18 protein-coding genes are annotated in these 22,173 nt (G+C 73.5%); 8 read left to right on the forward strand and 10 right to left on the reverse strand.

Going from position 1 to position 22,173, the window contains the following annotated elements; genetic code table 11:
* The first annotated feature begins 153 nt into the window (after positions 1–153).
* Genes C6361_RS10925 through C6361_RS10940 form a run of 4 tightly spaced genes read left to right on the forward strand, consistent with a single transcriptional unit; the run spans position 154 to position 4,592 of the window.
* Positions 154–771, forward strand: a complete 618-nt coding sequence (locus tag C6361_RS10925) for a toll/interleukin-1 receptor domain-containing protein (protein ID WP_107257512.1) — start codon at positions 154–156, stop codon at positions 769–771.
* Positions 764–3,100 carry a hypothetical protein gene (locus tag C6361_RS10930; RefSeq protein ID WP_107267665.1) on the forward strand — a complete coding sequence of 779 codons (2,337 nt, stop codon included), beginning with the start codon at positions 764–766 and terminating at the stop codon, positions 3,098–3,100. Before C6361_RS10925 ends, C6361_RS10930 begins: the two co-directional genes overlap by 8 nt.
* A complete protein-coding gene (locus C6361_RS10935) occupies positions 3,094–4,077 on the forward strand; it encodes a hypothetical protein (protein WP_107267666.1) in 984 nt (327 codons plus the stop codon). The genes C6361_RS10930 and C6361_RS10935 overlap by 7 nt, the downstream gene beginning before the upstream one ends.
* Positions 4,074–4,592: a hypothetical protein gene (locus tag C6361_RS10940; protein ID WP_159079286.1), complete on the forward strand. Its 519-nt coding sequence runs from the start codon at positions 4,074–4,076 to the stop codon at positions 4,590–4,592. Before C6361_RS10935 ends, C6361_RS10940 begins: the two co-directional genes overlap by 4 nt.
* A 74-nt stretch (positions 4,593–4,666) precedes the next feature.
* Here C6361_RS10940 and C6361_RS10945 read toward each other — a convergent pair whose 3' ends face one another.
* Positions 4,667–5,251 carry a TetR/AcrR family transcriptional regulator gene (locus C6361_RS10945; protein WP_107267668.1) on the reverse strand — a complete coding sequence of 195 codons (585 nt, stop codon included), beginning with the start codon at positions 5,249–5,251 and terminating at the stop codon, positions 4,667–4,669.
* Positions 5,252–5,340: 89 nt separating this feature from the next.
* On the opposite strand from C6361_RS10945, the gene C6361_RS10950 reads away from it, so the two are divergent.
* Entirely contained in the window at positions 5,341–5,748 is a 408-nt protein-coding gene (locus tag C6361_RS10950) for a nuclear transport factor 2 family protein (RefSeq protein ID WP_107267669.1), read from the forward strand.
* A gap of 31 nt (positions 5,749–5,779) precedes the next feature.
* On the opposite strand, the gene C6361_RS10955 is transcribed toward C6361_RS10950, so the two are convergent.
* The 8 genes from C6361_RS10955 to C6361_RS10990 form a co-directional block, all read right to left on the reverse strand.
* Entirely contained in the window at positions 5,780–8,038 is a 2,259-nt protein-coding gene (locus C6361_RS10955) for an AAA family ATPase (RefSeq protein WP_107267670.1), read from the reverse strand.
* Between the two features lie 54 nt (positions 8,039–8,092).
* On the reverse strand, positions 8,093–8,992 hold the full coding sequence (locus tag C6361_RS10960; RefSeq protein WP_107267671.1) for a cellulose binding domain-containing protein: 900 nt from the start codon (positions 8,990–8,992) through the stop codon (positions 8,093–8,095).
* 146 nt (positions 8,993–9,138) lie between these two features.
* Complete coding sequence (locus tag C6361_RS10965) at positions 9,139–9,552, reverse strand: hypothetical protein (RefSeq protein WP_107257520.1); 414 nt, start codon at positions 9,550–9,552, stop codon at positions 9,139–9,141.
* 53 nt (positions 9,553–9,605) lie between these two features.
* Entirely contained in the window at positions 9,606–10,157 is a 552-nt protein-coding gene (locus tag C6361_RS10970) for an ATP/GTP-binding protein (RefSeq protein ID WP_318396947.1), read from the reverse strand.
* Positions 10,158–10,368: 211 nt separating this feature from the next.
* Positions 10,369–10,872, reverse strand: a complete 504-nt coding sequence (locus C6361_RS10975) for a DUF742 domain-containing protein (RefSeq protein WP_107257521.1) — start codon at positions 10,870–10,872, stop codon at positions 10,369–10,371.
* Positions 10,873–10,948: 76 nt separating this feature from the next.
* Positions 10,949–11,416: a roadblock/LC7 domain-containing protein gene (locus tag C6361_RS10980; protein ID WP_107257522.1), complete on the reverse strand. Its 468-nt coding sequence runs from the start codon at positions 11,414–11,416 to the stop codon at positions 10,949–10,951.
* A complete protein-coding gene (locus C6361_RS10985) occupies positions 11,413–14,385 on the reverse strand; it encodes a nitrate- and nitrite sensing domain-containing protein (protein WP_107267672.1) in 2,973 nt (990 codons plus the stop codon). The genes C6361_RS10980 and C6361_RS10985 overlap by 4 nt, the downstream gene beginning before the upstream one ends.
* The gene (locus C6361_RS10990) at positions 14,375–15,718 is read right to left on the reverse strand and encodes a hypothetical protein (protein WP_159079287.1); all 1,344 of its coding nucleotides are present in this window, start codon (positions 15,716–15,718) and stop codon (positions 14,375–14,377) included. Before C6361_RS10990 ends, C6361_RS10985 begins: the two co-directional genes overlap by 11 nt.
* Positions 15,719–16,092: 374 nt before the next feature.
* On the opposite strand from C6361_RS10990, the gene C6361_RS10995 reads away from it, so the two are divergent.
* From C6361_RS10995 to C6361_RS11005, 3 genes are all read left to right on the forward strand, one after another.
* Complete coding sequence (locus C6361_RS10995) at positions 16,093–19,011, forward strand: alpha/beta fold hydrolase (RefSeq protein WP_107267673.1); 2,919 nt, start codon at positions 16,093–16,095, stop codon at positions 19,009–19,011.
* Positions 19,011–19,895 carry an ABC transporter permease gene (locus C6361_RS11000; RefSeq protein ID WP_107257526.1) on the forward strand — a complete coding sequence of 295 codons (885 nt, stop codon included), beginning with the start codon at positions 19,011–19,013 and terminating at the stop codon, positions 19,893–19,895. Before C6361_RS10995 ends, C6361_RS11000 begins: the two co-directional genes overlap by 1 nt.
* Before the next feature lie 141 nt (positions 19,896–20,036).
* On the forward strand, positions 20,037–21,308 hold the full coding sequence (locus tag C6361_RS11005) for a sensor histidine kinase (protein ID WP_107257527.1): 1,272 nt from the start codon (positions 20,037–20,039) through the stop codon (positions 21,306–21,308).
* Here C6361_RS11005 and C6361_RS11010 read toward each other — a convergent pair.
* A complete protein-coding gene (locus tag C6361_RS11010; protein ID WP_234359443.1) occupies positions 21,251–21,949 on the reverse strand; it encodes a response regulator in 699 nt (232 codons plus the stop codon). The two genes, C6361_RS11005 and C6361_RS11010, sit on opposite strands and share 58 nt — an antisense overlap.
* Positions 21,950–22,173: the final 224 nt, after the last annotated feature.

The raw sequence follows: 22,173 nt of genomic DNA on the forward strand, positions 1-22,173 counted from the left end.
GAGGACAACGTATTGCTAGTCCCATGCCGCACTGCCAGTCTGAAATGCGGCGGACGGCGTCGGTCCGCTAGTTGTGCATGACGACGCGCAGTTGCGTGCATCCATCGGCAATAGGCGCGACGTTCCCGACCGCTTCTGCCGAAAGGCGACCCGATGACCGGGATCTTCATCAACTATCGAACCGGTGACGAAACGTTCGCCGCACCGGTGATCGACGAGAGGCTCCGCAGGGAATTTGGCGACGACCGCGTTTTCCGGGATTCCCGTTCACTCGAACCGGGTCTCGATTTCCCGCCCGAGATCTGGTACCACCTGAAGCGCAGTACGGTGTTGCTCGCGCTTATCGGCCCCCGATGGCTCACCCTCGCGGACGACTCCGGAAACCGTCGGATCGACCATCCGAAGGACTACGTGCGGCGGGAGATCCGCCGGGCGCTCAAGCGGGACATCCGAGTCATTCCCGTACTGCTCGACGGGGGGCGGATGCCGACCGAGGAGGAACTGCCGCACGACATCAGGCGACTGGCCCGCCGTCAGTTCCTGCCGCTGCACACCCGCAACCTGCTGGGCGACCTCCAGCGGCTGGTCGACGAACTGGGCCGGATCGTGCCGCGCGTCGGCTCGGGTCCGGGCGGCGCGGCCGGCACCGCCGCCGCACCCGGCCAGGCGGCTCCGGCGGCACCGGCGAACGGCCGGCACAGCGCCGTGCACATCACCGGGGACGGTCAGGTCTTCAACGGGCCGATCACCGGCGGGGACAGCAATGGCTGAGCAGGCCGAACGGCCCGCGAAACCCTCACAGACTGCCCCGGACGTCTCCGGCAAGGCGTCCGGGGCGCCAGCCCAGGAAGGCCGGTCGCCCGGCCCGGCCGGTACGCCCGGTGGATCCGGCGCGGACCCGAAGTCCGCGAGCGACGCCACCGGGTCTGCCGGCGACGCCGCCGAGGGGCTCGCCGCGAGCCTCGGCGGCGCCAGGTCGGCGGCGAAGTCGCCGGGCGAGGGGGCCGGCGACGAGGAGCGGACCTGGCAGCAGCAGGAGATCCGCAACACCCTGGCGGCGGCGCTCAGTTCCTTCGGCAGCCGCTCCTCCGGCGTCATCGTCGTCGGCGACGGGCACACCTTCAGCGGCCCGATCACCGGCGGGGACAGTCGGACCGGCGCGGACCGGTCCAGGGCGGTACTGCGCACCTTCACCGCCGGGTTCGTCGCCGGTACGGCCCGGGTGTACGTCTCGCCGGACGGCTACGTCGACCTCGCCGAGGCCCTGGAGGACAGCCCGGTACTGCTGATCAGGGCGCGTCGGCGCTGGGGCAGTACGACGACCGCCGTCCGGCTGCTCTCCGAGATGGAGACCGTGCACGAACTGCGGTTCGCCGACGCGCTCGCCGCACTGCCGATCGAGGACCTGCCCGAGGGGTGCGGCTTCGTCATCGAACGGCTGAGCAGGAACCAGCTCGGCACCCTGTACGCCCGGGAGCTGCCGATGCTGGAGGAGCGGCTGACTCGGCGCCGGGGCAGACTGGTGGTGATCGTCGACGACTCGGCGCGCGCTGCCGACCACGCGGTCGACCGGCTCGCCCGGAAGATCGCCGCACCGCCCGCGGCGCTGGAGCTGGTCACCAGCCACCTGGCGGAACTGCTCGGTTCGGATGCCGAGGCGGAACGGCTGTTGGCGGACGAGAACGTCGGTACCCGGCTGGCCGACATCGCACCGGAGTCGTTCGACGCGCCGCAGCTGGTGGAACTGGCGAAGGACCTCGCCGAGGTGGCCTCGGGTACGGGCACCGTGGCGGACGCCATGGCGCGGTTCGAGGACCGTTCCCGCCAGGACGTCGAGGACTGGTACGACGAACTCGGCAGCTTCGACGAGCGGGCGCTGGTCGTCGCGATCGCCGTACTGGACCGGATGTCCTTCGACGCGGTCTCCCGGGCCGCCACCCTGCTGGAACAGGCGTGGCGGGAGGACGAGGCCGGCAACGGCCAGGCGCCGCCACGGTCCCGGCAGACCCGGCGCAACCGGCTGCGGGCGGCCCGGGCCCGGATCGACACCGAGGTACGCCGCACCCGGTACGGCTGGGCGGAGCTGGAGGTCGTCTCCTTCGTCGACCCGAACTATCCGGCCCGGTTGCTGCACCACCTGTGGCACGAGCACTACTACGACCGGGCTCTGCTGCTGGACTGGCTGCGCCGGGTCGCCGGCGACGTGGAGGGTGCGGTCGGGATCCGGGCGGCGACGGCGATCGGCTACCTGAGCCAGTTCGCCTTCGACACCATCCGCCGGGACATCGTGACGCCGTGGGCCGGCAGTGGCCGGGGCAACGAACGGGAGTGGGCGGTGGCCGCCCTCGCGCTGCCCGCCCGGGACCCGGCGACGGCGAGCCGGGTCATCCGGCTGGTGCTGGACTGGGCGGACCGGGACGGTCTCGCGCTCCGGCTGTCGGCCGCCCGGGCGCTGGGCGCCAGCGTCGGGGCGGTGCTGGACGGCGGCCCCGACGAGCACCTCGCCGAGTTGGCCGACGGCGCCGAGACGCCGCTCCAGCTCGCCATCGGGGACAGCATCGCCGAGCTGATGGCCGAGGCGACGCTCGACCGGCAGACCGAACTGCTCCGCCTGCTGGAGACCTGGTCGATGGAGAGTCGTTCGGGCCGGCTCTACGCGGGCGTGGTGGGCTTCCTCGAAGTCGCCGCCACGCTCTGGACCAACCAGCAGACCCCGGACGGCGACGTGGCCTGGCCGACCCTGCTCTGGCTGGCCGGCGAGGGCGGGCAGCCGGTGACGGTCCCGGACGACGGCGTCGTCCCGGCGGAGGGCCGGTCCGAGGCCGGGCGGATCGTCGCCCGGCTCTGGGGGCGGGCGCTGGTCGCCCCCGGTGTGGACACCGCCGTGCACAACGTGCTGCGCAGGTGGGCGCAGGCGGCCGAGGAGGCCCCGGCGCTGCGTCCGGCCCTGGTCGCCCTGCTGATGGAGGCCGCGGTCACCGACCGGCAGCGGCGACTGCTGACCGCGCACGCCAACCGGTGGCGCGATCCCAAGCCGCTGGCGCCGGACCTGGCGGCCAGATTGCTGAACGTACTCAGTCGAAGGGTTGGTGTGTGGTGATCCGTGGCCCCGTCCTCGAACGAAAAGAACTCCGCCGGCTGCCGTTCCAGCGGCGGCCGATCGCCGAGCCGGGTACCCGGCTGGTGTTCCAGATGTCCAGCGGCCAGTTGGTGGCGCCGACGCACCCGTACACCACCGGGGACGTCTGGTGGCGCGGGCCGCGAGCGGTCTACGTGGTCTACACGTCGCCGCAGCCGGCGTACTTCGCCTGCACGCTGCCGTGCGCCGGTGACACGCTCTTCTTCGACGCGGCGGTGCGGTTCTCGTTCGCCGTCGCCGATCCGGTGAGTGTGGTCCGGGAGCAGGTTTCCGACCCCGTCGCCGACTGCCGGCGCTATCTGATGGAACCGCTGCGCGCCGTCACCCGCAGGTTCACGGCGATGCAGCCGGAGGCGGCCGAACGGGCGATCCGGTCGACGCTGGCGGACGCGCCGACCGACCTCGCCAACGGGCTGCGGATCAGCGAGCTGCGCTGCGAGCTGACCATCAACGCCGAGCAGGGGGGAATCGCCAAGGATCTGGAGATCCAGACGTTGCGGCAGCAGTTGGCGATGCGTACCGAGACGGACCGGATCGCCCTGACCAAGCTGAACCAGGACGCCGATCTGGCCCGGCACCAGGAGCGGGCGGCGTTCCACGAGCGGCTGCTCTCCGGCGGTGGTGCGGCGTTGGCCGGCAGCATCGTGGCGCAGGATCCGACGAAGGCGACCGAGGCCGCCAACTTCATGATCTCGCTCTACGACCAGGACCAGAAGCTGGCCGTGGAGGCGCTCAAGGTGATCATGGACGGCGACCAGATCCGGCTCGGCGAGATGGACGGCGCCGTGCAGGCGGTGGTCGAACGCTTCAAGGGGATGATCACGCAGGGCGGCGGCCAGTTGATGCCGAACCGGGCCGTCGGCGAGTTGTCCAACGCGCCGGCCCGGGACGGCGAGGCCGGGTCACCGCCGGGCGGCGAAGCCGGGGAGCAGCCGTGAACGGAGCCCGGGGCTTTCCGATGGAGATTCTCGACACGCTGGCCGGGTGGATCCGGGACCTCCCGCTGATTCCCGTCGAGATTCGCGGAGTGGTCTGGTTCCCCCTGCTCGCCGTGCTGGTGATCGGCGGCCTGCTGCTGCTGGTACGCCGGGTGCTGCCCTGGCTGGGGCGGCTCGTCGGCCGCGCGCTGGGCGTACTGGCGGTCGCGGTCGGCGCCGTCCTGCTCCTGCCCGACCTGCTGGTCTCGTACCTCTACCGGCGCACCGGCGGTGCCCCGCCGGGACTCGCCTACGGCTACGGCGACCTGGTGGCGGAGCTGGCGATCGGGCTGACCCGGGTCTCCGGGCTGGCCGCACCGGCCTTCGCCCGCGCGGCCCGGACACCCGCGGTCTTCGTGATCGTTCTCGGTGCGCTCTGGCTCTGGACCTGGAACCACGGCTCCTGCCCCGGCGAGCAGGCGGTGGACACCTGCGTACGCCCGGTCGTGGAGTGGACCCGGGCCTTCGAGTCCTGACCGTGCCCGGCGGCCGGTCACCGGGTCCGGCCGGCCGCCCGGGGTACCCGTTGCGTCGGCCGCCGGGTGTCCGGTCAGCCGGTCGGGGCCGGGCGCAGGCCGGCGAAGACGATCGCCAGGGTGCGCTGCCGCAGCTTGGCGTCCCAGTTGCCGCGCAGGGCACCCTGGGTCAGCGCGGCGAGCAGCGCCATCACCTCGGGGAGCTGCACCTGCCGGTCGACCGTGCCGGCGGCCCTTGCCTGGCGCAGCAGGCCGTGCACGGCCGCGCCCAGCACGTCGAGCACCTCGGGGAGTTGGATCTCGACACCGTCGCGGGCGAGCAGGTCGGCCACGGCCTTCTTGGTGGCGGCCTGCTCGACGACCCGGGCGAAGAAGGTGAAGAGCCCGGTGCCGGAGCTGTCGTCGCCGCCCAGTGTCGCGGCCTGCTCGACCAGTCCGGCGAGTACGCCCTTCATGATCGCGGCGAGCAGGTCGTTCTTGGTCGGGAAGTGCCGGAAGACGGTACCGATGGCGACCCCGGCCCGGGCGGCGACCTCCTCGGTCGACGCCGCGACGCCGTGCTCGGCGAAGACCTCCTCGGCGGCCGCCAGGATCCGGGCGCGGTTGCGCTGCGCGTCGGCGCGCAGCGGCCGGCCGGGTTCGGCTGTCCGGGGCGTCATGCGGATCTCTCCTCCTTGCAAAGTGAGTCCGGGCTCACTATCTTCATAAGTCGAGTCGTCACTCACTTTATTCCGGAGGGGATGGTCCGATGAGCACGCCCAGCGAAGCGTTCGCCCGGATCCGCGCCAACTTCCTGGCCAACACGGCCGGCTTCACCGAGGACCAACTCGCCGAGGACGTCGTGGTGGAGATGCCCTTCGCCGCACCCGGCCGGCCCAACCGGATCGAGGGCCGGCGGGAGTTCCTCGAATTCGCCGCCGCCGGCCGGGCCGGGCTGCCGCTTCGGATCGACGACTGCCGCAACGTGGTCATCCACCAGACCACCGACCCCGAGGTGATCGTCGTCGAGTACGAACTCGCCGCGACCGTCACCACCACCGGCGTCTCCGCCGCCGCCCCGTTCATCGCGGTGCTCAGGGTCCGCAACGGCCGGGTGGCGCACTGGCGGGAATACCAGAACCCGGCCGCGCTGGCCCTGGCCACCGGCCAGTCCTGAGCCACCTGGCGGAACCGGACCGGGATCCTGCTCACCGCTGCGCGGCGTACGCGGCCAGCCAGGCGACCTGACCCGGATCCAGCGACGGCCGGACCCGGGACCGGGCCGTCGCCACATGCCCGGCGTGCACCGTGCTCGCCTCCAGCGACTCCCGCATCGCCGCCAGCGCCGCCTCCCGGACCAGCGCCGCACAGTCCGCGGCGGAGAAGCCGTCCAACTCCTCGGCCAGCGCCGCCAACTCCACCTCCTCGGCCAGCGGCACCGACCGGGCCGCCGCCCTCAGGATCTCGGCCCGGGCGGCGGCGTCCGGCGGCGGCACGTAGACCAGCCGCTCCAACCGGCCCGGCCGCAGCAGCGCCGGATCCACCAGATCCGGCCGGTTCGTCGCACCGACCACCACCACGTTGCGCAGCGTCTCCACCCCGTCCAGCTCGGTCAGCAGCGCCGCGACCACCCGGTCGGTGGTACCGCCGTCGGTGGCCTGGCCGCGCACCGGGGCCAGCGCGTCGACCTCGTCGAGGAAGACCAGCGTCGGTGCCGCCTCCCGGGCCCGGCGGAACAGCTCCCGGACCGCCCGCTCGCTCTCGCCGACCCACTTCGAGAGCAGCTCCGCGCCCTTCACCGACAGCACGTTCGCCCGACCGGTACCGGCCAGCGCGGTGACCAGGAACGTCTTGCCGCACCCCGGCGGGCCGTAGAGGAGTACGCCGCGCGGCGGCTGCACGCCGAGCCGGGCGAAGGTGTCCGGATAGTTCAGCGGCCAGAGCACCGACTCGGTCAGCACCTCCTTGACCTCGGCCATGTCCCCGACGTCGTCCAGGGTCACGTCGGCCAGCTCCAGCACCGACGACTCGGCCATCGAGGTCGGCCGGACCACCTCCAGCGCCGCCGAGAAGTCCGCCATCGCCACCGTCGGGGCGGTCGCCTCCTTCTGTCGCAGCGCGGCGCGTACCCCGGCCTCCCGGGCCAGCGCGGCCAGGTCGGCGGCGACGAATCCGGGCGTACGGCCGGCCACCTCGTCCAGCCGGACGTCCTCGTCCAGCGGCATCCCCCGGGTCAGCACCGTCAACTGCTCCCGGCGCAGCGCGGCGTCCGGCAGCGGGATCGCGATCTCCAGCGAGAGCAGGTCCGGCGCGCGCAGCGCCGGGTCCACCGACTCGGGCCGGCTGGTCGTGCAGACGACGGCGGCACCGGCGCGTACCGTCTCGGCCAGCAACTGCCGGAAGACCGTACCCACCGGACCGGGCGTGTCGCGCGGCGCCAGCGCCTCGACGTCGGCGACCAGCAGCACCGCGGGCGGCGCGTCCCGGACCGAGGCGGCGGCCTCGCGGAGCCGCCGGGCGGCGGCGTCGTTGGTCAGCGCGGCGACCTCCGGCGCCCAGATCGCGGCGAACCGGGCCCCCACCGACCGGGAGACCGCCCGGACCAGCGCCGACTTGCCGGACCCGGCCGGGCCGGTCAGGAGTACGCCGAGCGAGACCGTCGTGCCCAGCCGGCCCAGCACCTCCCGGTGGTGGAAGCCGAGGTCGAGCAGCTCGGTCAACTCCTCGGCCTGGGTACGCAGCCCGGGCAGCTCGTCCAGGCCGGGCGCCGGATCCGGCATCGCCCCGGTCGCCGCCCGCGGACTCTGGCCGCCGGTGACCGCCCGCAGCTCGGCCGAGGTCGTGCCGTGCGTGGCGTGACCGTCCCGCCAGCCGACCACACTGTCCATGGTCACCAGCACCGAATCGGCCTCGCCGCCGGTGTCGAGCGGCCCGGTCGAGTCGTTCGCCGACTCCGCCGAGGTCACCGTCAGCAGGGTGCTGGTCCAGGCGTAGCCGACGGTGTTCGCCAGGCTGCGCCGGGCCGCCTCGACCAGGGTCCGCACCGCCGCGTCGGGCAGCACGTCCTGGGGGAGCAGGGAGACGTCGTCACCGGCGGTCACCATCTTGCCGAGCAGGGCGAGGCGGAGCATCTCCGGCGAGACCACGGCGACGATCTCCGGCGGGCCGGTCAGCACCACCCGGCGGGCCGCCACCACCGGGATCGGTGCGACGGTGACCTGGCTGCCGTCGCGTACCCCGAGGTTGCCGAGGACCAGGTCGTCGGCGTAGAGCAGGGCGCGGCTCGCCGACGGCTCCGCCCGGGCCACGATCCCGGCGGTGCTCCGCCGCCCGGTGAGGCGTACCGGAGCGCCGGGGTGCAGACCCAGCGCGGTCAGCACCTCCGGATGCAGCCGGACGATGCCCCGGCGGGCGTCCAGCGCGGCCGGACGCAGGCTGGCGGTGAGCGTGAGATCCCGACCCGTCACCGGCCGAGAGTACCGGCCGGGAGCGGACCGGCATCCACCCGACGTCCGCGCCGTTCAGGAGGAGGTGTCGCCGAACTCGCGTACCCCGTCGACGTCGAGGGTGATCCGGCCGTTCTCGATCCACCCGCCGGTGGCGCTCCGCCAGCTCCGGTCGTCGCGCTCGTCGATCGCACTCCAGCTCTGCCGGTGGAAGCGCAGGTAGATCGGCCCGGACGAGGCGCCGGGGGCGAGCACCGCGCCGGGGACGGTCAGCTCCACCCAGCCGGGAATCGGGGTACCCGGTGGCGGGAACACGCTCGGGCTCGGCGTCGGCGCGCCGCTCGGCCCGCCGGGCGGTGGCGCCGGCGGCGGGAAGTACTGGAGGGTACGCCGGATCCGGTCGCAGCCGAGCGCCGCCCAGTCGCACCCCAGCACCAGGTCGGTGTTGCCGCCCTCGAAGGTCAGGTGGTACCGCACCCGGACGTAGTTGAGGTCGAGCGGCTCGTCGCCGGTGTTGACGATCCGGAGTGCGTAGTGGATCTGGTTGTTCGTCGGGGACCAGTCCAGGTTGAGGTAGCCGACCTTCGCCCGGCCGTACGCGGTGCGGAGGTTGAGCTCCGGTGAGTTGTCGGAGTACGCGTTGATCGCGTAGGCGCCGATCGCGATCCGGTACTCGGTGCCGGGCGCCAGGTCGGTCACCGTGAGGGTGGTGCTGCTCGTGCTGCCGAGGTTGCGGTAGACGTTGGTGCCGAGCAGCACCCGTACCTCGTAGGTGATCGGGTCCTCGCCGGCCGGGTCGCTCGCCCAGGTCGCGGGCGCCCAGGTCAGGGTGAGGGCGTGCGGCTCGTTGGCGAGCACGACCGGGACGCCGGGGGCGGTCAGCCTCGGCGGGTCGTCGGCCCGCGCGACGCCGACGGCGAGCAGGCTCAGCAGCGCGGCGAGGAGGCTGACGGCGGTGACGCGGCGGGCACGCATGGCGAGGATGGTATCGATCACATACACAGTCCTCAATGCAAAATGTCCGACTCCATCGCCCGCCGAGGACGGGACCGACCGGGAGACGGGCGGCAGATTCCCCGAAACCCGGAGGATGTCCGCCGGCACCGCTCCTCGGCCGGGGATCAGCCGTGGTCGTCGGGGCCGAGCAGCGACGGGTCCCGGCGGATCAGGTCGGCGAGCCGGGCGGCGGCATCCGGGGCCGGCGGATCCTCCGGAGCCGCCCAGCCCGGCACCGTCCGGACCGACATCGGCCAGGAGTGCGGGGCCTGCCCGGCGACCGGCAACGCCGGCTCGGCGGCGGGCCGCACGGTGACCTCGCCGTCCGACCAGGCCACGTGCATCGCCGAGATCTTCGGCCCGTCGGCGACCCACATCGTGACCGCCACGTTCGGATGCTGTGCGACCACCCGTTGCACGGCCTCGGTCACCTCGTCGACCGGTGATCCGGCCCGGGCGGCCGCCTCCTGGGCCCGTCGTCGTTGCAGCGCCTCCCGGCGCTCCATGCGTGCCAGTGCGTCGTCCAGTTCGCCCCTCATCGTGTCACCCTTCCCGGCCAACCGCCGACCCGTCGCGGCCGGACCGTCGCGGGCTAAGTCTCCCGCTCCCGGATCGCTCGATCCAGGGCCCGATCCAGCACGATCAGTAAGGCGTCGCGTACCGAAAGTCGATCTCGAGCGTCGAACTGGACCAGTGGAACATGTTCCCCGATTGCCAGCGCCCAACGGATCGCCGTCAGGTCGTGCGCGATCTGGCCGTCGAACGCGTTGACCGCGACGACGAAGGGTAGACGGGCCCGCTCGAAGTAGTCGATGGCGGGATAACAGTCGTCGAGCCGGGAGGAGTCCACCACCACCAGCGCCCCGAGCGCACCCCGGGCCAGGTCGTCCCACATGAAGCCGAACCGGGACTGCCCCGGGGTACCGAAGAGGTAGAGCTTGAGACTGCGGTCGATGGTGACGCAGCCGAAGTCCATCGCCACCGTGGTGGTGGTCTTCTCGGAGCGGATCCCCGGATCGTCCACCCCGATCCCGGCGGTGGTCATCTCCGCCTCGGTGGTCAGCGGCGCGATCTCCGAGATGGCGCCGACCGTGGTGGTCTTGCCCACCCCGAAACCACCGGCGATCAGGATCTTCACCGGGATCGGCGGTGCGCTGCCGCGCCGCTGGTCGGACCGGTGCGCCCCGGCCGGATCGGCGCCGGTTTCCCGGGCGTGCCGGGGCGGCGCGGAGCGGGCCGGCGGGGCGTACCCGGCGGGCAGCCCGCGACCGGTACCGACACCGTGTCCGGCCGGGCTGCCGTACCGGCCGGGTGCGCTGTTCGCCAGGGGGCCGGCCGGCGGCGAGGCGGGCCAGTCAGGAGATCGCACGAAGTCCATCGATCACTCGCATAATGAGGTCGGGGTCGTGGGCATCCTCGACGGGACAGACGTGTACGTCGAGGTGGCCGGCGGCCCGCAGGTCACCGACCAGGATCTTGGTGACGCCGAGATGCATCCGAAGCCGGGCGGAGATCTCCGCCACGGACATCGGCTCGACGCACAGCGCGACGATGTCCTGGAGTTCCGAGGAGAGCCGGTTGACCGGTGGGCTGGTCCAGGAGGTGTCGTCGATCCTGGCGGTCACCTGGGTCTCCAACCCGATCGCCGGATCTGCCCCGGAGACCCGCCCGGAGGTCAGCACGAACGGGCGCAGCCCGGTCGGTGCCGGCTGCACGACCGGCAGCTCCCCGGTGTCCGCCTCCGGTTGCGCCTGCTCCTCGGCAAGCGCGGCCTGGAGGTAGGGACGGATCCGGACCGTCGGCAACACCTCCGGTTCCGGCTCCGCGTCCGGCGCCGGCACCTCGCTCCGCTCGGTCATGCGGGTCCCTCACTCCGCCCGGGGGCGCTCCGGGGTGTACGGCGCGGCGGACCGCCGCCCACCGCAACACCCGTGGTCACGACTGAACGGAGTTCTTCAGTTCGACGATCAGCCGAGGGGTGAGCGCGCCTCCGGCCCGACCGGCGAACAGGGTCATCTCGTAGGCGACGGTGCCGAGGTTGGCCGACCGGTCGGCGACCACCCCGAGGACCGAGCCGCTGCTGATCGCGCTGACCAGCAGGTAGCCGTCGGTCATGTCCACCACCACCCGGTTGAGCGCACCCAGCGTGTACCAGTTCGCGGCGCCACTGGCCAGGCTGGTCATCCCGGAGACCACCGCGGCGAGGCGCTCCGCGTTCGACCGGTCCTTGATCGACGACATGGCCATCAGCAGACCGTCGGAGGAGACCGCGATCGCCTCCTGCACACCGGCGGTGCCGGACGTGAACGAGTCCAGCAACCAGTTGAAGGTGCGTGCCTCCTGGCTCAGCTCGCCGGTGCCCGCTGCCTGGTCCTGCTCGGTACGGATGAAGGGAGTGCTCATCGTGGGGTTCCCTCTTCGTGGCGGTGTTCTGTTCGGACTTCGCTCAGCGCGCGGGCGACACCGGACTCGAACTGCATCATCAGCTCGCGTACCTGGTCGGGGTCGCCCGGCCCGGCGGTGGCGACGGCCGGCGCCTGGCCGAGCGGGGTGGTCGGCAGGGGAACGCTCAGGTTGGCTCCGGGGACCCGCCGGTTGAGCCGGGGCGGAGCGCCCGTCGCGGCGGGGGTCGCCGCTGGGGTGCCGTTGGGCCGGGATGCCGACCCGACCGGCCTGACACTACCGCCCTCCGGACGCGGGGCGTCCCGCTCCGGCGGTGTGCCGCCCGACGGCGGGTCGGCGGCCGGCTCCGGCCCGGAGGAGACCGGTGGCGGTACCTCCCGGTCCGGCTCCCCGGGCCCGGTACCGAGCTGCTCCGCCGGGTGGTCGGGGCCGGTCGGCCGGGACTGCTGCTCGCGCTGCGCCCGGCGTACCCCGGCCTCGAACTCCTCGATCAGCGCCCGGACGACGGACGGGTCGGCCGGGGTCGGTTCGGGGCGGCTCCGGCCGGTGGTGTTCGGCAGTTGGGCGCCCGGGACCCGCTGGCGCAGCCCGGTGCCGGGGCCGGACGAGGCGGGTCCCGGGCCGCTGTCGGCGGAAGGCGTCGCCGGGGCACCGGAGGTGGCCGGGCCGCTTCCCGCATCGGGGCCGCCGGGAGCGGCGCCGTCGGAGCGTCCCGCCCGATCCGCGCCGGGCTCGGCGGTGGCGACCGGGCGGGTCAGGAAGGCGTTCCAGGGTTGGCCGGAGGTCAGCGACCGGGTGGCCCGGCGGATCAGCTCCTCGTCGAAGACCGGGCCGGCCGGTACCGCCACCGGCATCAGCTCGGGCAGCCGGAACACCGGTGCCGGCCCGGCCGCCGCGGGCACCGGCTCCGGGGTCACCGGGACCGGCTCGGCGGGCCTGGGTGGTGCCGGCTGGGCGGGCCTGGACGGTACCGGCTCGACGAGTCCGGGCGGGGCCGGCTCGGCGGTGGGTACGGTGGCCCGGCCGTGCGGGATGGCGCCCTCCGCGACCTTGACCGGACGGACCGGCAGCGGTGCCGACGCGCTCGCCCGGGGTGTCGGCAGTTCGGATTCCGGACGCCGGGTGACCAGCAGCCGGTCGGCGATCTCCACCCCGACGGTCACGCCACCGCCGGGGGTGGTCGCCGAGAGGGTGACCCGCCAGCCGTGCCGGCGGGCCAGCCGGCCCACCACGAACAGCCCGAGCACCTCGGTCGGCACCAGGTCCAGTCGCTCGCGTCGGGTCAGCCGGGCGTTCTCCTCGGCCAGCCGCTCCGGGGTCATCCCGATGCCGTGGTCGACCAGGTTGAGGCGTACCCCGCCCGGGACGACCTCGGCGAGCACGGTGACCCGGGTGTGCGGCGGGGAGAAGGCCGTGGCGTTCTCCATCAGTTCGGCCAGGGTCAGCACCAGGTCGCCGATGACCCCGGGCGCCACCGCGACGTCGAGCCGGACCTGCACGTCGACCCGGGTGAAGTCCTCGATCTCACCGAGCGCCAGCCGGACCACGTCACCGAGCGGCAGCGGGGCGACGTGCCCGTCGCCGCCGGCTCCGCCGGAGAGCACCACCAGGCTGCTCGCGTTGCGGCGCAGCCGGCTGGAGACGTGGTCGAGCCGGTAGAGGTGCTGGAGCCGGCCCGGGTCCGTCTCCTGGTGTTCCAGCCGGTCGATCAGGGCGATCTGCCGGCCGACCAGGTTCTGGGTACGTCGTCCGACGTGCCCGAACATCTGGGCCACGTTGCGCCGGCTGGCGGCCTGCCGCTCCACCAGCCGGGCGGCCGTACCCTGCACCCGCTCGAAGGCTCGGGCCAGGTCGCCGATCTCGTCGCGGCCGTCCACGTCCACCGGGTCGAGCCGGATCGGGTGGTACGACTCGGACTCGTCGTCGACGATCCGGGTCAGTTCCTCCTCGGCGGCCCGGGCCATCCGCTCGGCGGAGACGGTCAGCCGGGTCAGCGGCCGGGCTACGGTACGCGCCACCGCCAGGCTGAGCAGCATCATCAGCGCGATGGTCAGCAGCACCAGCAGGCCGACCGTGTACGCCCCGGCGATGGCCCGCTGGCGCTGGTCGGTGACCTCGGCGACCACGTCGGTGACGATCTTCTTCTCGATGAACTGACCGAGCGTGATCAGGGAGGAGGCCGCCGGAAAGAGGTCCGCCAGGTCCAGCTCGGCGATCGCCTCGGTCGGGTCGGCGGCACCGGCGCTGAGGAACTCGGGGCCGGTCCGGGCCGCCGTCGCCCGCTCGATCAGGCTGTAGAGCTCGTTCTGCGCCGGGGTGGCGAAGCTGCGGAACCGGGCCAGGTTGGCTTCGAGCCGGGCCATGGTGCCGACGTACGCGATGCCGGAGGCCGGGTTCTTCGTCCCGGCGACCAGCACGATCAGGCTGGCGGCGGCGCTGATCCCCTCGTCGGTACGGAGTACCGCGTCGAGCGCGATCATCTGGCGGCCCTCGGGCGTACTGGCGTCCGCGGCGTGGGTCAGCCCCAGCGACCCGATCAGCGCGGTGTGTACCTGGCCGAAGGTGGTGATCACCTGGTCCGGCCTGGCCCGCCGGTTCAGTACGCCGGCCCGCAGGTCGGTCAGCCGGCCGATGCCGCCGATCGCGGTCTCGATCTCCTCGGTCAGTTGGGCGCCGAGTTCGGCCCGCAGGTCGGCGATCCGGTCGCCCACCTGGGCGCCCTGCTGGACGAGTTCGGAGCGGTCGACCACGTTGAGCAGGTAGCCGACGGAGAGCAGCCGCTCCCGCTGGAGGTCCTGCACGAGGGTGCCGACCTGGCCGGCCCGGCGCACCGTTTCGGCGGTCTCGGCCGCCTCCCGGGCCGAGGAGATCCGGTCGACCAGCACCGGGACGGCGAGGCCGATGGTGCTGAGCAGCGGAAGGATGGCGAGCAGGGCCAGCCGGCCCCGGATCCGGAGCCTACCGAGCATCGGGACGTCCCCACGGCGCCTGGCTGTCCGGAGCGGCCGACGGGGTCGCCTGGCCGGCGGGTACCGGATCCTGCCAGTCCGCCAGCGGCGAGCGTCGGCCCGGATCGCCCGCCGGGTCCGGCCGGCGCGGCCGGCGCTCGGGCAGCGGTGGCACGCCGCCGGCCGGCGGCCCGGCCAGCGCCGCCCCGGCCGGCAGCGGCGACTCGATCGGCGGCGGTCCGGACGGCGGCGGCCCGGTCGGCGGAGGTCCGGACGGGGTACCGACGGCGGAGCCGAGCCCGCCGGTGACCGGGTCCCCGGCCTCGGCCGGGGCGCGGCCGGCCCGGGCGGCGGCCCGGGCCGCCAGCACCGGCAGGGCGGCGACGGCGAGCACCAGGAGTACGGCCAGGACCAGCGCGCCGACGATGATCCGCCGTTCGTCGACGCGTGCGTCGGCCCGCTCCCGGAGCAGGATGTCGAGTTCGGTCAGGATGATCGTGGCCAGGCCGGATCCGGCGAGTTGCGCGGAGGCGCGGGCGGCACCGACCTGGATCGGGTTGGGCGCGGTCGAGTCGCGGGTGAGGGTGGCGAGATCCTCCACCGCGCGCTGGTAGCCGTCGAGCCGGCTGAGCAGGTTGCCGCCGAGGGTCCGGCTGGCGGTGCTCTCCACCGCCGAGCGCAGGTTGTCGACCAGGTCGGCCGTCGGGCCGAGTACGTCGGCGCGGGCCAGGGCCAGTTCGCTGGCGGTACGCAGCCGGTCGCCGCGCGGGCGGCCCGAGGCCAGTACCGAGCGGTCGGCGAGGCGTCCGGCCGCGACCAGCGCCTCCGGCAGTTCCTCGGCCACCGCGTCCTGGAGGTGGTAGGAGTCCGAGTCCGGGTCCCGGATCAGCCCGGAACTCTCCCGTACCTTGGCGTAGAGCGCCAGCAGCAGGTCGGTGGTCTCGGTGTAGACCGTGTAGGCGTCCTGCGGGTTGCCCGGCGGGCGGTCGGGCAGCGCCTCGATCTTTGCGTGCAGCCCGGCCCAGCGCTCGCTGGTACGCAGCTCGGCACCGTACCGGACGTCGATCGCGCTGGTCTGCTCGACCGCGGTACGCAGTGCCGCGGCGGCCGCCGCCCGACCGGCCACGGCACCGGACTGGGCGTCGACCAGGGCCAGCGTCACCTGTCCCAGGGCACGCAGGTATTCGACCCCGTGCCGCTCGCGTTCGGTGCCGGCGAGCCGGTCGTCGTTACTGCGCCAGGCCGAGCTGAACAGCACGCCGACCGGGATCAGCAGGGCGACCGCGAGCAGCACTCGCAGCGCCGTACCGGTCCGGTTCGGCGCGCGCCGGGACCGTTGCGCGGGAACTGTCATCGTCCATCTCCATCGGCGCGAGGGGTCGATCTGCGTGGCGGGCGTGGGGAGGCCGCCCGGTCCCGTCCACCGGACCGGAAAACTAGTAGACGTCGGAGCCCCTCGATCCGGGCCGAGCAGTCAGTTATGCGTCACTTGGGTACAGGTAACACCCGGTGAGCAAAATTGTGACTCCTTGTGCATTGTTGCCTAGGTGCATGCATCGATTAGTACGTCCTGCACCAAAGATCGGAATTCACAGAATCCGAAGTCGTCTCGCCGGATACCCGGTGGCGCGACGCGGACGACCAGTCACGGACACCGAACGGGCCAGCCGGACGGACGTACGGCGGATCTCAGCCAACGCTCAGCTCCGGCGCCGTACGGTGTGACCCATGCCTTCCCGACTGCTGGCGCGGCTGCGCCGTGCCCGGCCGACCCGGCGCCGGATGGTTGCCGGCTCGACCGTGCTGGTGCTGCTCGCCGCGCTGGTCGGCTGGGCGGCCTGGCCGGAGCGCCCGCCCTACTCCACAACGGACTCGACGATCACCGTCCGCTCCGGACCCGGCGGCGACCAGCCGGTCGACCTGGACACCCGGTTCTACCTGCCGGACGGGGCGAGCGCCGACCGGCCGGTACCGGCGGTGCTGCTGGCGCACGGCTTCGGCGGCACGAAGCGGTCCGTCGAGGACGACGCCGAGGACCTGGCCGGACTCGGTTACGCGGTGTTGACGTACACCGCCCGGGGGTTCGGGCGCAGCGGCGGGCAGATCCACCTGGACCACCCCGACTACGAGGTACGCGATGCCGCCCGGCTGCTGGACTGGCTCGCCGCCCGGCCGGACATCCGCAAGGACGCGGCCGGCGACCCCCGGGTGGGCGTGGTCGGCGGCTCGTACGGCGGCGGCCTGGCCCTGCTGCTCGCCGCGGCGGACCAGCGGGTGGACGCCATCGTGCCGATGATCACCTGGAACGACCTGGCCCGCTCCTTCCTGCCCGAGGCGACCGGCCGGGAACCGGTCGACGGCGTCTTCAAGAAGGGCTGGGCGGGGATCTTCTTCGGCAGCGGCGGCGGTACGGGCAGCCTGGGCGGGCTGGCCGCACCCGGCGCCGCCGGGAACTCCGGCTCGGAGGAGGCGGACGAGGACGGGCCGGCGGCCGGCCAGGATCCGGTACTCGGCACGGTGCCGGGCGCCGCTCCGGGCGGTACCCCGGCCGACCCGGCCTGTGGACGCTTCGCCGCCGACGTCTGCGCCGCGTACCTGCGGATCGCCACCGCCGGCCGGGCCGACCCGGCGGCGGTCGAGCTGCTCCGCCGGTCCAGCCCGGCCGGGGTGCTGGACCGGATCAAGGCGCCCACCCTGCTGATCCAGGGCGCGGCGGACACCCTCTTCCCGCTCGCCGAGGCGGACGCCAACGCCCGGGGCATCGCCGCCGGCGGCACCCCGGTCCGGGTCGCCTGGTTCACCGGCGGCCACGACGGCGGCGAGGGCCCGCAGACCGACCGGGACCGGCTGCGCTTCCTGATGGCGCAGTGGCTGGAGCACTACGTCAAGGGGTCCGGCGAGACGCCGTCGGCCAGCTTCACCTGGTCCCGGATCGCCGGCTTCGACGCGCTCGACCGGGGCCTGGTCGCCACCGGCTTCTCCGTCACCGACTACCCGGGCCTCGGCGGCACGACCAGCGAGTCGATCGCGGTCGCCGGCCCGGCGCAGCGGATCGCGAACCCGCCGGCCGGCAACCCGGCGGCGATCTCCGCGCTGCCCTTCGGCGGCGGCTTCTCGTCGCTGCTCGACGGGGTCGCCGGTGACCTGCCCGGCCAGCACGCCCGGTTCGAGTCGGCGCCACTGGACCGGGCCGTCGACGTGGTCGGCTCGCCGACGTTCACCATCCGGGCCGCGTCGCCGACCGGCGAGGCGGTGCTCTTCGTCAAGCTCTACGACGTCGACCCGAACGGCCCGGCCGCGCTCTCCAACGGACTCGTCGCGCCGGTCCGGCTGACCGGGCTGCCCGCCGACGTCGCCGCCGCGACCCCGGTCACGGTCACCCTGCCGGCGATCGTGCGCCGGATCGAGGCCGGGCACCGGCTGCGGATCGTGGTCGCCACCTCCGACCAGGGCTTCGCCACCCCGGTCGAGCCGGCCACCTACACCGTCGCGCTGGCCGGGCCGGCGTCCGGGACCGTACCCGGAATGCCGGCCGGAGCCGCCCTGACCGGCGCCGAGGTGTCGCTGCCGACCGTGTCCGGCGAGCCGATCGCCACCCCGGCGGTGATCTGGCGCTGGGCGCTCGCCGGCCTGGTCGCGGCGATCGTGCTCGGGCTCGTCGTGGTGGTGGCCGTGCTGCGCCGCCGGCACCGCCGGCACGACACCTCGGTGCATCCGGAGTACGCCGACACCCCGCTCGTCGTCCGCGACCTGCGCAAGGAGTACGCCGACGGCTTCGTCGCGGTCTCCCGGATCGACTTCGAGGTGCACCGGGGACAGGTGGTCGGGCTGCTCGGGCCGAACGGCGCCGGCAAGACCACCACCCTGCGGGTACTGATGGGGCTGACCCAGCCGACCACCGGCGAGATCCACGTCTTCGGCCACCGGCTGGTCCCCGGCTCGCCGGTGCTCTCCCGGATCGGTGCGCTGGTGGAGGGGCCGGGCTTCCTGCCGCACCTGAGCGGGCTGGAAAACCTGCGGGCGTACTGGCGGGCGACCGGCCGGCCGGAGGCGGACGCGCACTTCGAGGAGGCGCTGGAGATCGCCGGGCTCGGCGACTCGATCCACCGGAAGACCCGGAAATACAGCCACGGCATGCGGCAGCGGCTGGCCATCGCCCAGGCGATGCTCGGGCTGCCCGAGTTGCTGGTGCTGGACGAGCCGACCGACGGGCTCGACCCGCCGCAGATCGCCGAGATGCGCCGGGTGCTGCGCCGGTACGCCACCGACGGGCGGGCGGTGCTGGTCTCCAGCCACCTGCTGGCCGAGGTGGAACAGACCTGTACGCACGCGGTCGTCGTACACAAGGGGCAGATCGTGGCGTCCGGCCGGGTGGAGGAGATCGTCGGCGAGTCGCCCTCCACCCAGTTCGACGTCTCCGACGTCGAGGCCGCCCGGGCCGTGCTGGACCGGCTCGACGGTGTCCGGGTGCTGCCGGAGACGAACGGCGCGCTGGTGGTCGACACCAACGGCACCGCCCGGAGCGAGGTGGTGGCCGAACTCGTCCGGGCCGGCGTCGGGGTGGACCGGGTGGTGCCGCGCCGCCGCCTGGAGGATGCCTTCCTCGCCCTGGTCGGCGAGAACTCTCGGGGAAGCGGGGACCGCTGATGACCGCCACGGAAACCAGGGCACCGGACGCGGCCGGCGGTGCCGCCGGGTACCGCCCCCGGGCCACGCTCTCGATCGCCGCCGAGTGGCGCCGGCAGGCGTCCCGCCGGCGTACCCAGTTCGCGCTCGGCTTCATGGTGCTGCTGCCGCTGATCATCCTGATCGCGTTCCAGTTCGAGAGCTCCGGCGACGACGACAACGGCGGCGGCGAGTTCGGCAGCCTGATCGAGCTGGCCACCACGGGCGGGCTGAACTTCACCCTCTTCGCGCTGCTGGTCTCCTCGTCGTTCCTGCTGGTCGTGGTGGTGGCGCTCTTCTGCGGCGACACGGTGGCCAGCGAGGCGAGCTGGGGCAGCCTGCGCTACCTGCTGGCCGTACCGGTGCCCCGGGCCCGGCTGCTGGCGGTCAAGCTGGTGGTCGCGCTCGGGTACTCGCTGCTGGCCCTGCTGCTGCTGGCCGGCACCGCGCTGCTCGCCGGCACCCTCCGGTACGGCTGGTCGCCGCTCTCCAGCACGGTGGCCGCGCAGATCCCGGCCGGGGAGGGGCTGCTGCGACTGCTCGGCATCCTCGGCTATCTGGCGGTGGTACTCCTGGTCGTGGCCGGCCTGGCGTTCCTGCTCTCGGTGACCACGGACGCGGCACTCGGCGCGGTCGGCGGCGCGGTGCTGCTCTGGATCCTCTCCAGCATCCTCGACCAGATCACCGCGCTGGGGGTGCTCCGGGACTTCCTGCCGACGCACTACAGCTCGGCCTGGCTCGGCCTGCTCTCCACGCCGGTGCAGACCGACGACATCGTCAAGGGCGCCATCTCGGCGATCTGCTACGCCACCGTCTTCTGGTCGCTCGCCTTCTGGCGCTTCACCCGCAAGGACGTGGTGTCCTAGCGGGTCAGGCAGGTGCCCGGCGCCCCGGCGGGCCCTCGCCGCCGGCCGGTAGCGATATTCTCACTCCCGGTGCCGGCGCGAACGCGGCCGACGGTGCCGCCAGCAGAGCGGCCCCGGTGACTCTGGGACAGGGGGTGCCCGGTGCTGGACCTCGCCACCCGGGTCGGGCGACCGCCCCGGCGGATCAGCCGGTTCCTCGCCGAGGCGCGACTGGGCTGGGTGGACGCTCGGCTGATGGTCATGATGCCCGGCCGGGAACGGGCGCTGCGCCTCGTCGCGGTGGTGCTCTTCTGCCAGCGGGCCAGCTACATCGTGCCGGCGCTGCTCGGGATGACCAGCAGCGCGGACCGCTACCACAGCCCGGCGCTGAACGTGGCGCTGCTGTCCGGCGCGGTCGGCTGGAACGTGCTGCTCGGCATGCTGGTGTGGCGGCGCGGCTGGTTCAGCTACGGCAACGTCGTGGTGGACGTGGCGATCACCTGCGGGCTGCTGGTCCTGGTCAACGCCAACATCCGGTCCGGCTACGAGCTGTCGGCGGCGAACTGGGCCGGCAAGTTCGCCCTCGGCTCGGCGGCGCTGGTCGGGGCGGTGCTGACCCTGCGGGCGCTGCTGCTCGGCCTCGCGCTGCTGGTGCTGACCGCGGTGGCCGCCGCCTCGGTGCAGATCGGCGGGCTGCCGCCCTGGGAGTCGGGTTTCGTCAACCACGTCAACTCCAGCGTCTGGTTCGCGCTGGTGCTGCACTTCACCCGCCGGTTCCTCTGCGCCCAGGCGGGCGCCGTCGACGAGGCGACCCAGCGCCGGCTCGCCGCCGAGACGGCGACGGCGGCCGGGGCGGCCCGGTACGCCGAACGGCTGCACCACTACCGCCGGCTGCACGACACCGCGCTGGCGACGCTGACCGCGATCGCCCGGGGCGGGCTGGACCATCGCGCCGAGGACGTACGGCGGCGCTGCGGCCGAGAGGCCGACTACATCCGGAGCCTGGTCACCGAGGACCGGGCCGAGGCGGACATCACGCTCGGCGCCAGCCTCGCCGAGGTGGTGGCCGACGCGACCGGGCTGGGACTGCGGGTGCACCTGCTCTCGGGCAACGTGCCGACCCAGCCGCCCCGGCACGTCGTACGGGCGGTCTGCGACGCGGCTCGGGAGGCGCTGAACAACGTGGCCCGGCACGCCGGTACCGGCGAGGCGTGGGTCACCGTCGACTGCTACGAGGGCGTACTCGGGGTACGAATCGTCGACCGGGGGGTCGGGTTCGACACCGAGGCCGCCGACGGCGGTTTCGGGCTACGCCGCTCGATCGCCGAGCGGATGACCGAGGTCGGCGGCGAGCTGCAACTCTTCTCCGAGCCCGGTCACGGCACCAGTGTGGAACTGCTCTGGCCGGCGTCGTCGCCGGAGGCGGACGAGTAGCGGTGCAGCCCGTCCTCGCGGACCCGGTCGGCGAGGTCGAGTTTCGTGTACGTCGGCCGCCCCGCGTCGCAGTACTTCGCCTTGACCCGGTCCAGGTACTGCCGGGCGGTCGTCGGTTGGATGCCGACCTTGCGGGCCACCGCCGTCAGCGTCATGCCGGAGGCGTAGGCGACCAGGACGGCCCGTTCCCGGGGTGCCAGCTTGGGGCGGTCCGGCCGCTCGTCACAGGACCAGGCGAAGGCCAGCTCGGGGGAGTGCGCCACCTCGCCCCGGGCGACCGTACGGATCGCGTCGGCGAGGCTCGGCAGGTCGTGGTCCTTGGTGAGGTAACCCGACGCGCCGGCCCGGATCACGTCGACGCCGTGCACCACGTGCGGTACGACGCTGACCACCAGCACCGGCCGGCCGGTGCCGACGAGTCGACGGACGTTCTCCACCGGCGCGGAGCCGTCCGCCAGCAGCAGGTCGAGCACGACGACGTCGGCCGGTTCCGGTTCGGTGTCGAGGAGTTGGTCGACGGTGGCCGCCGTGCAGAGCAGCCGGAGGTCGGGGACCGAGCCGAGCCAGGCGGCCATGCCGTCCAGCAGCATCCGGTCGTCGTCGACCACGGAGACCGAGATCGCGGACACGATGGACAGCACCTCGCCTTCCGCCCGGGGTGACGACCCCGGAACCCGGGACGGTGGGGTGGCAGGGACCCGGACATTAGAGCCGGTCGTACGCGTTGTCAAGACGACATTTTTGCTTTCTGGTACCGCTCAATGACTGTCTGTGATTCTTCTGTCAGGTTCGAGTCCCGTCGGCGAGACCGCCGAGCCGGGCTTCGGGACAGCGGGGAACCGCTCGACGGCGAGTTCCTCCGGCC

The organism is Plantactinospora sp. BC1 (assembly GCF_003030345.1).
In the GTDB taxonomy this organism is placed as follows: Bacteria; Actinomycetota; Actinomycetes; order Mycobacteriales; family Micromonosporaceae; genus Plantactinospora.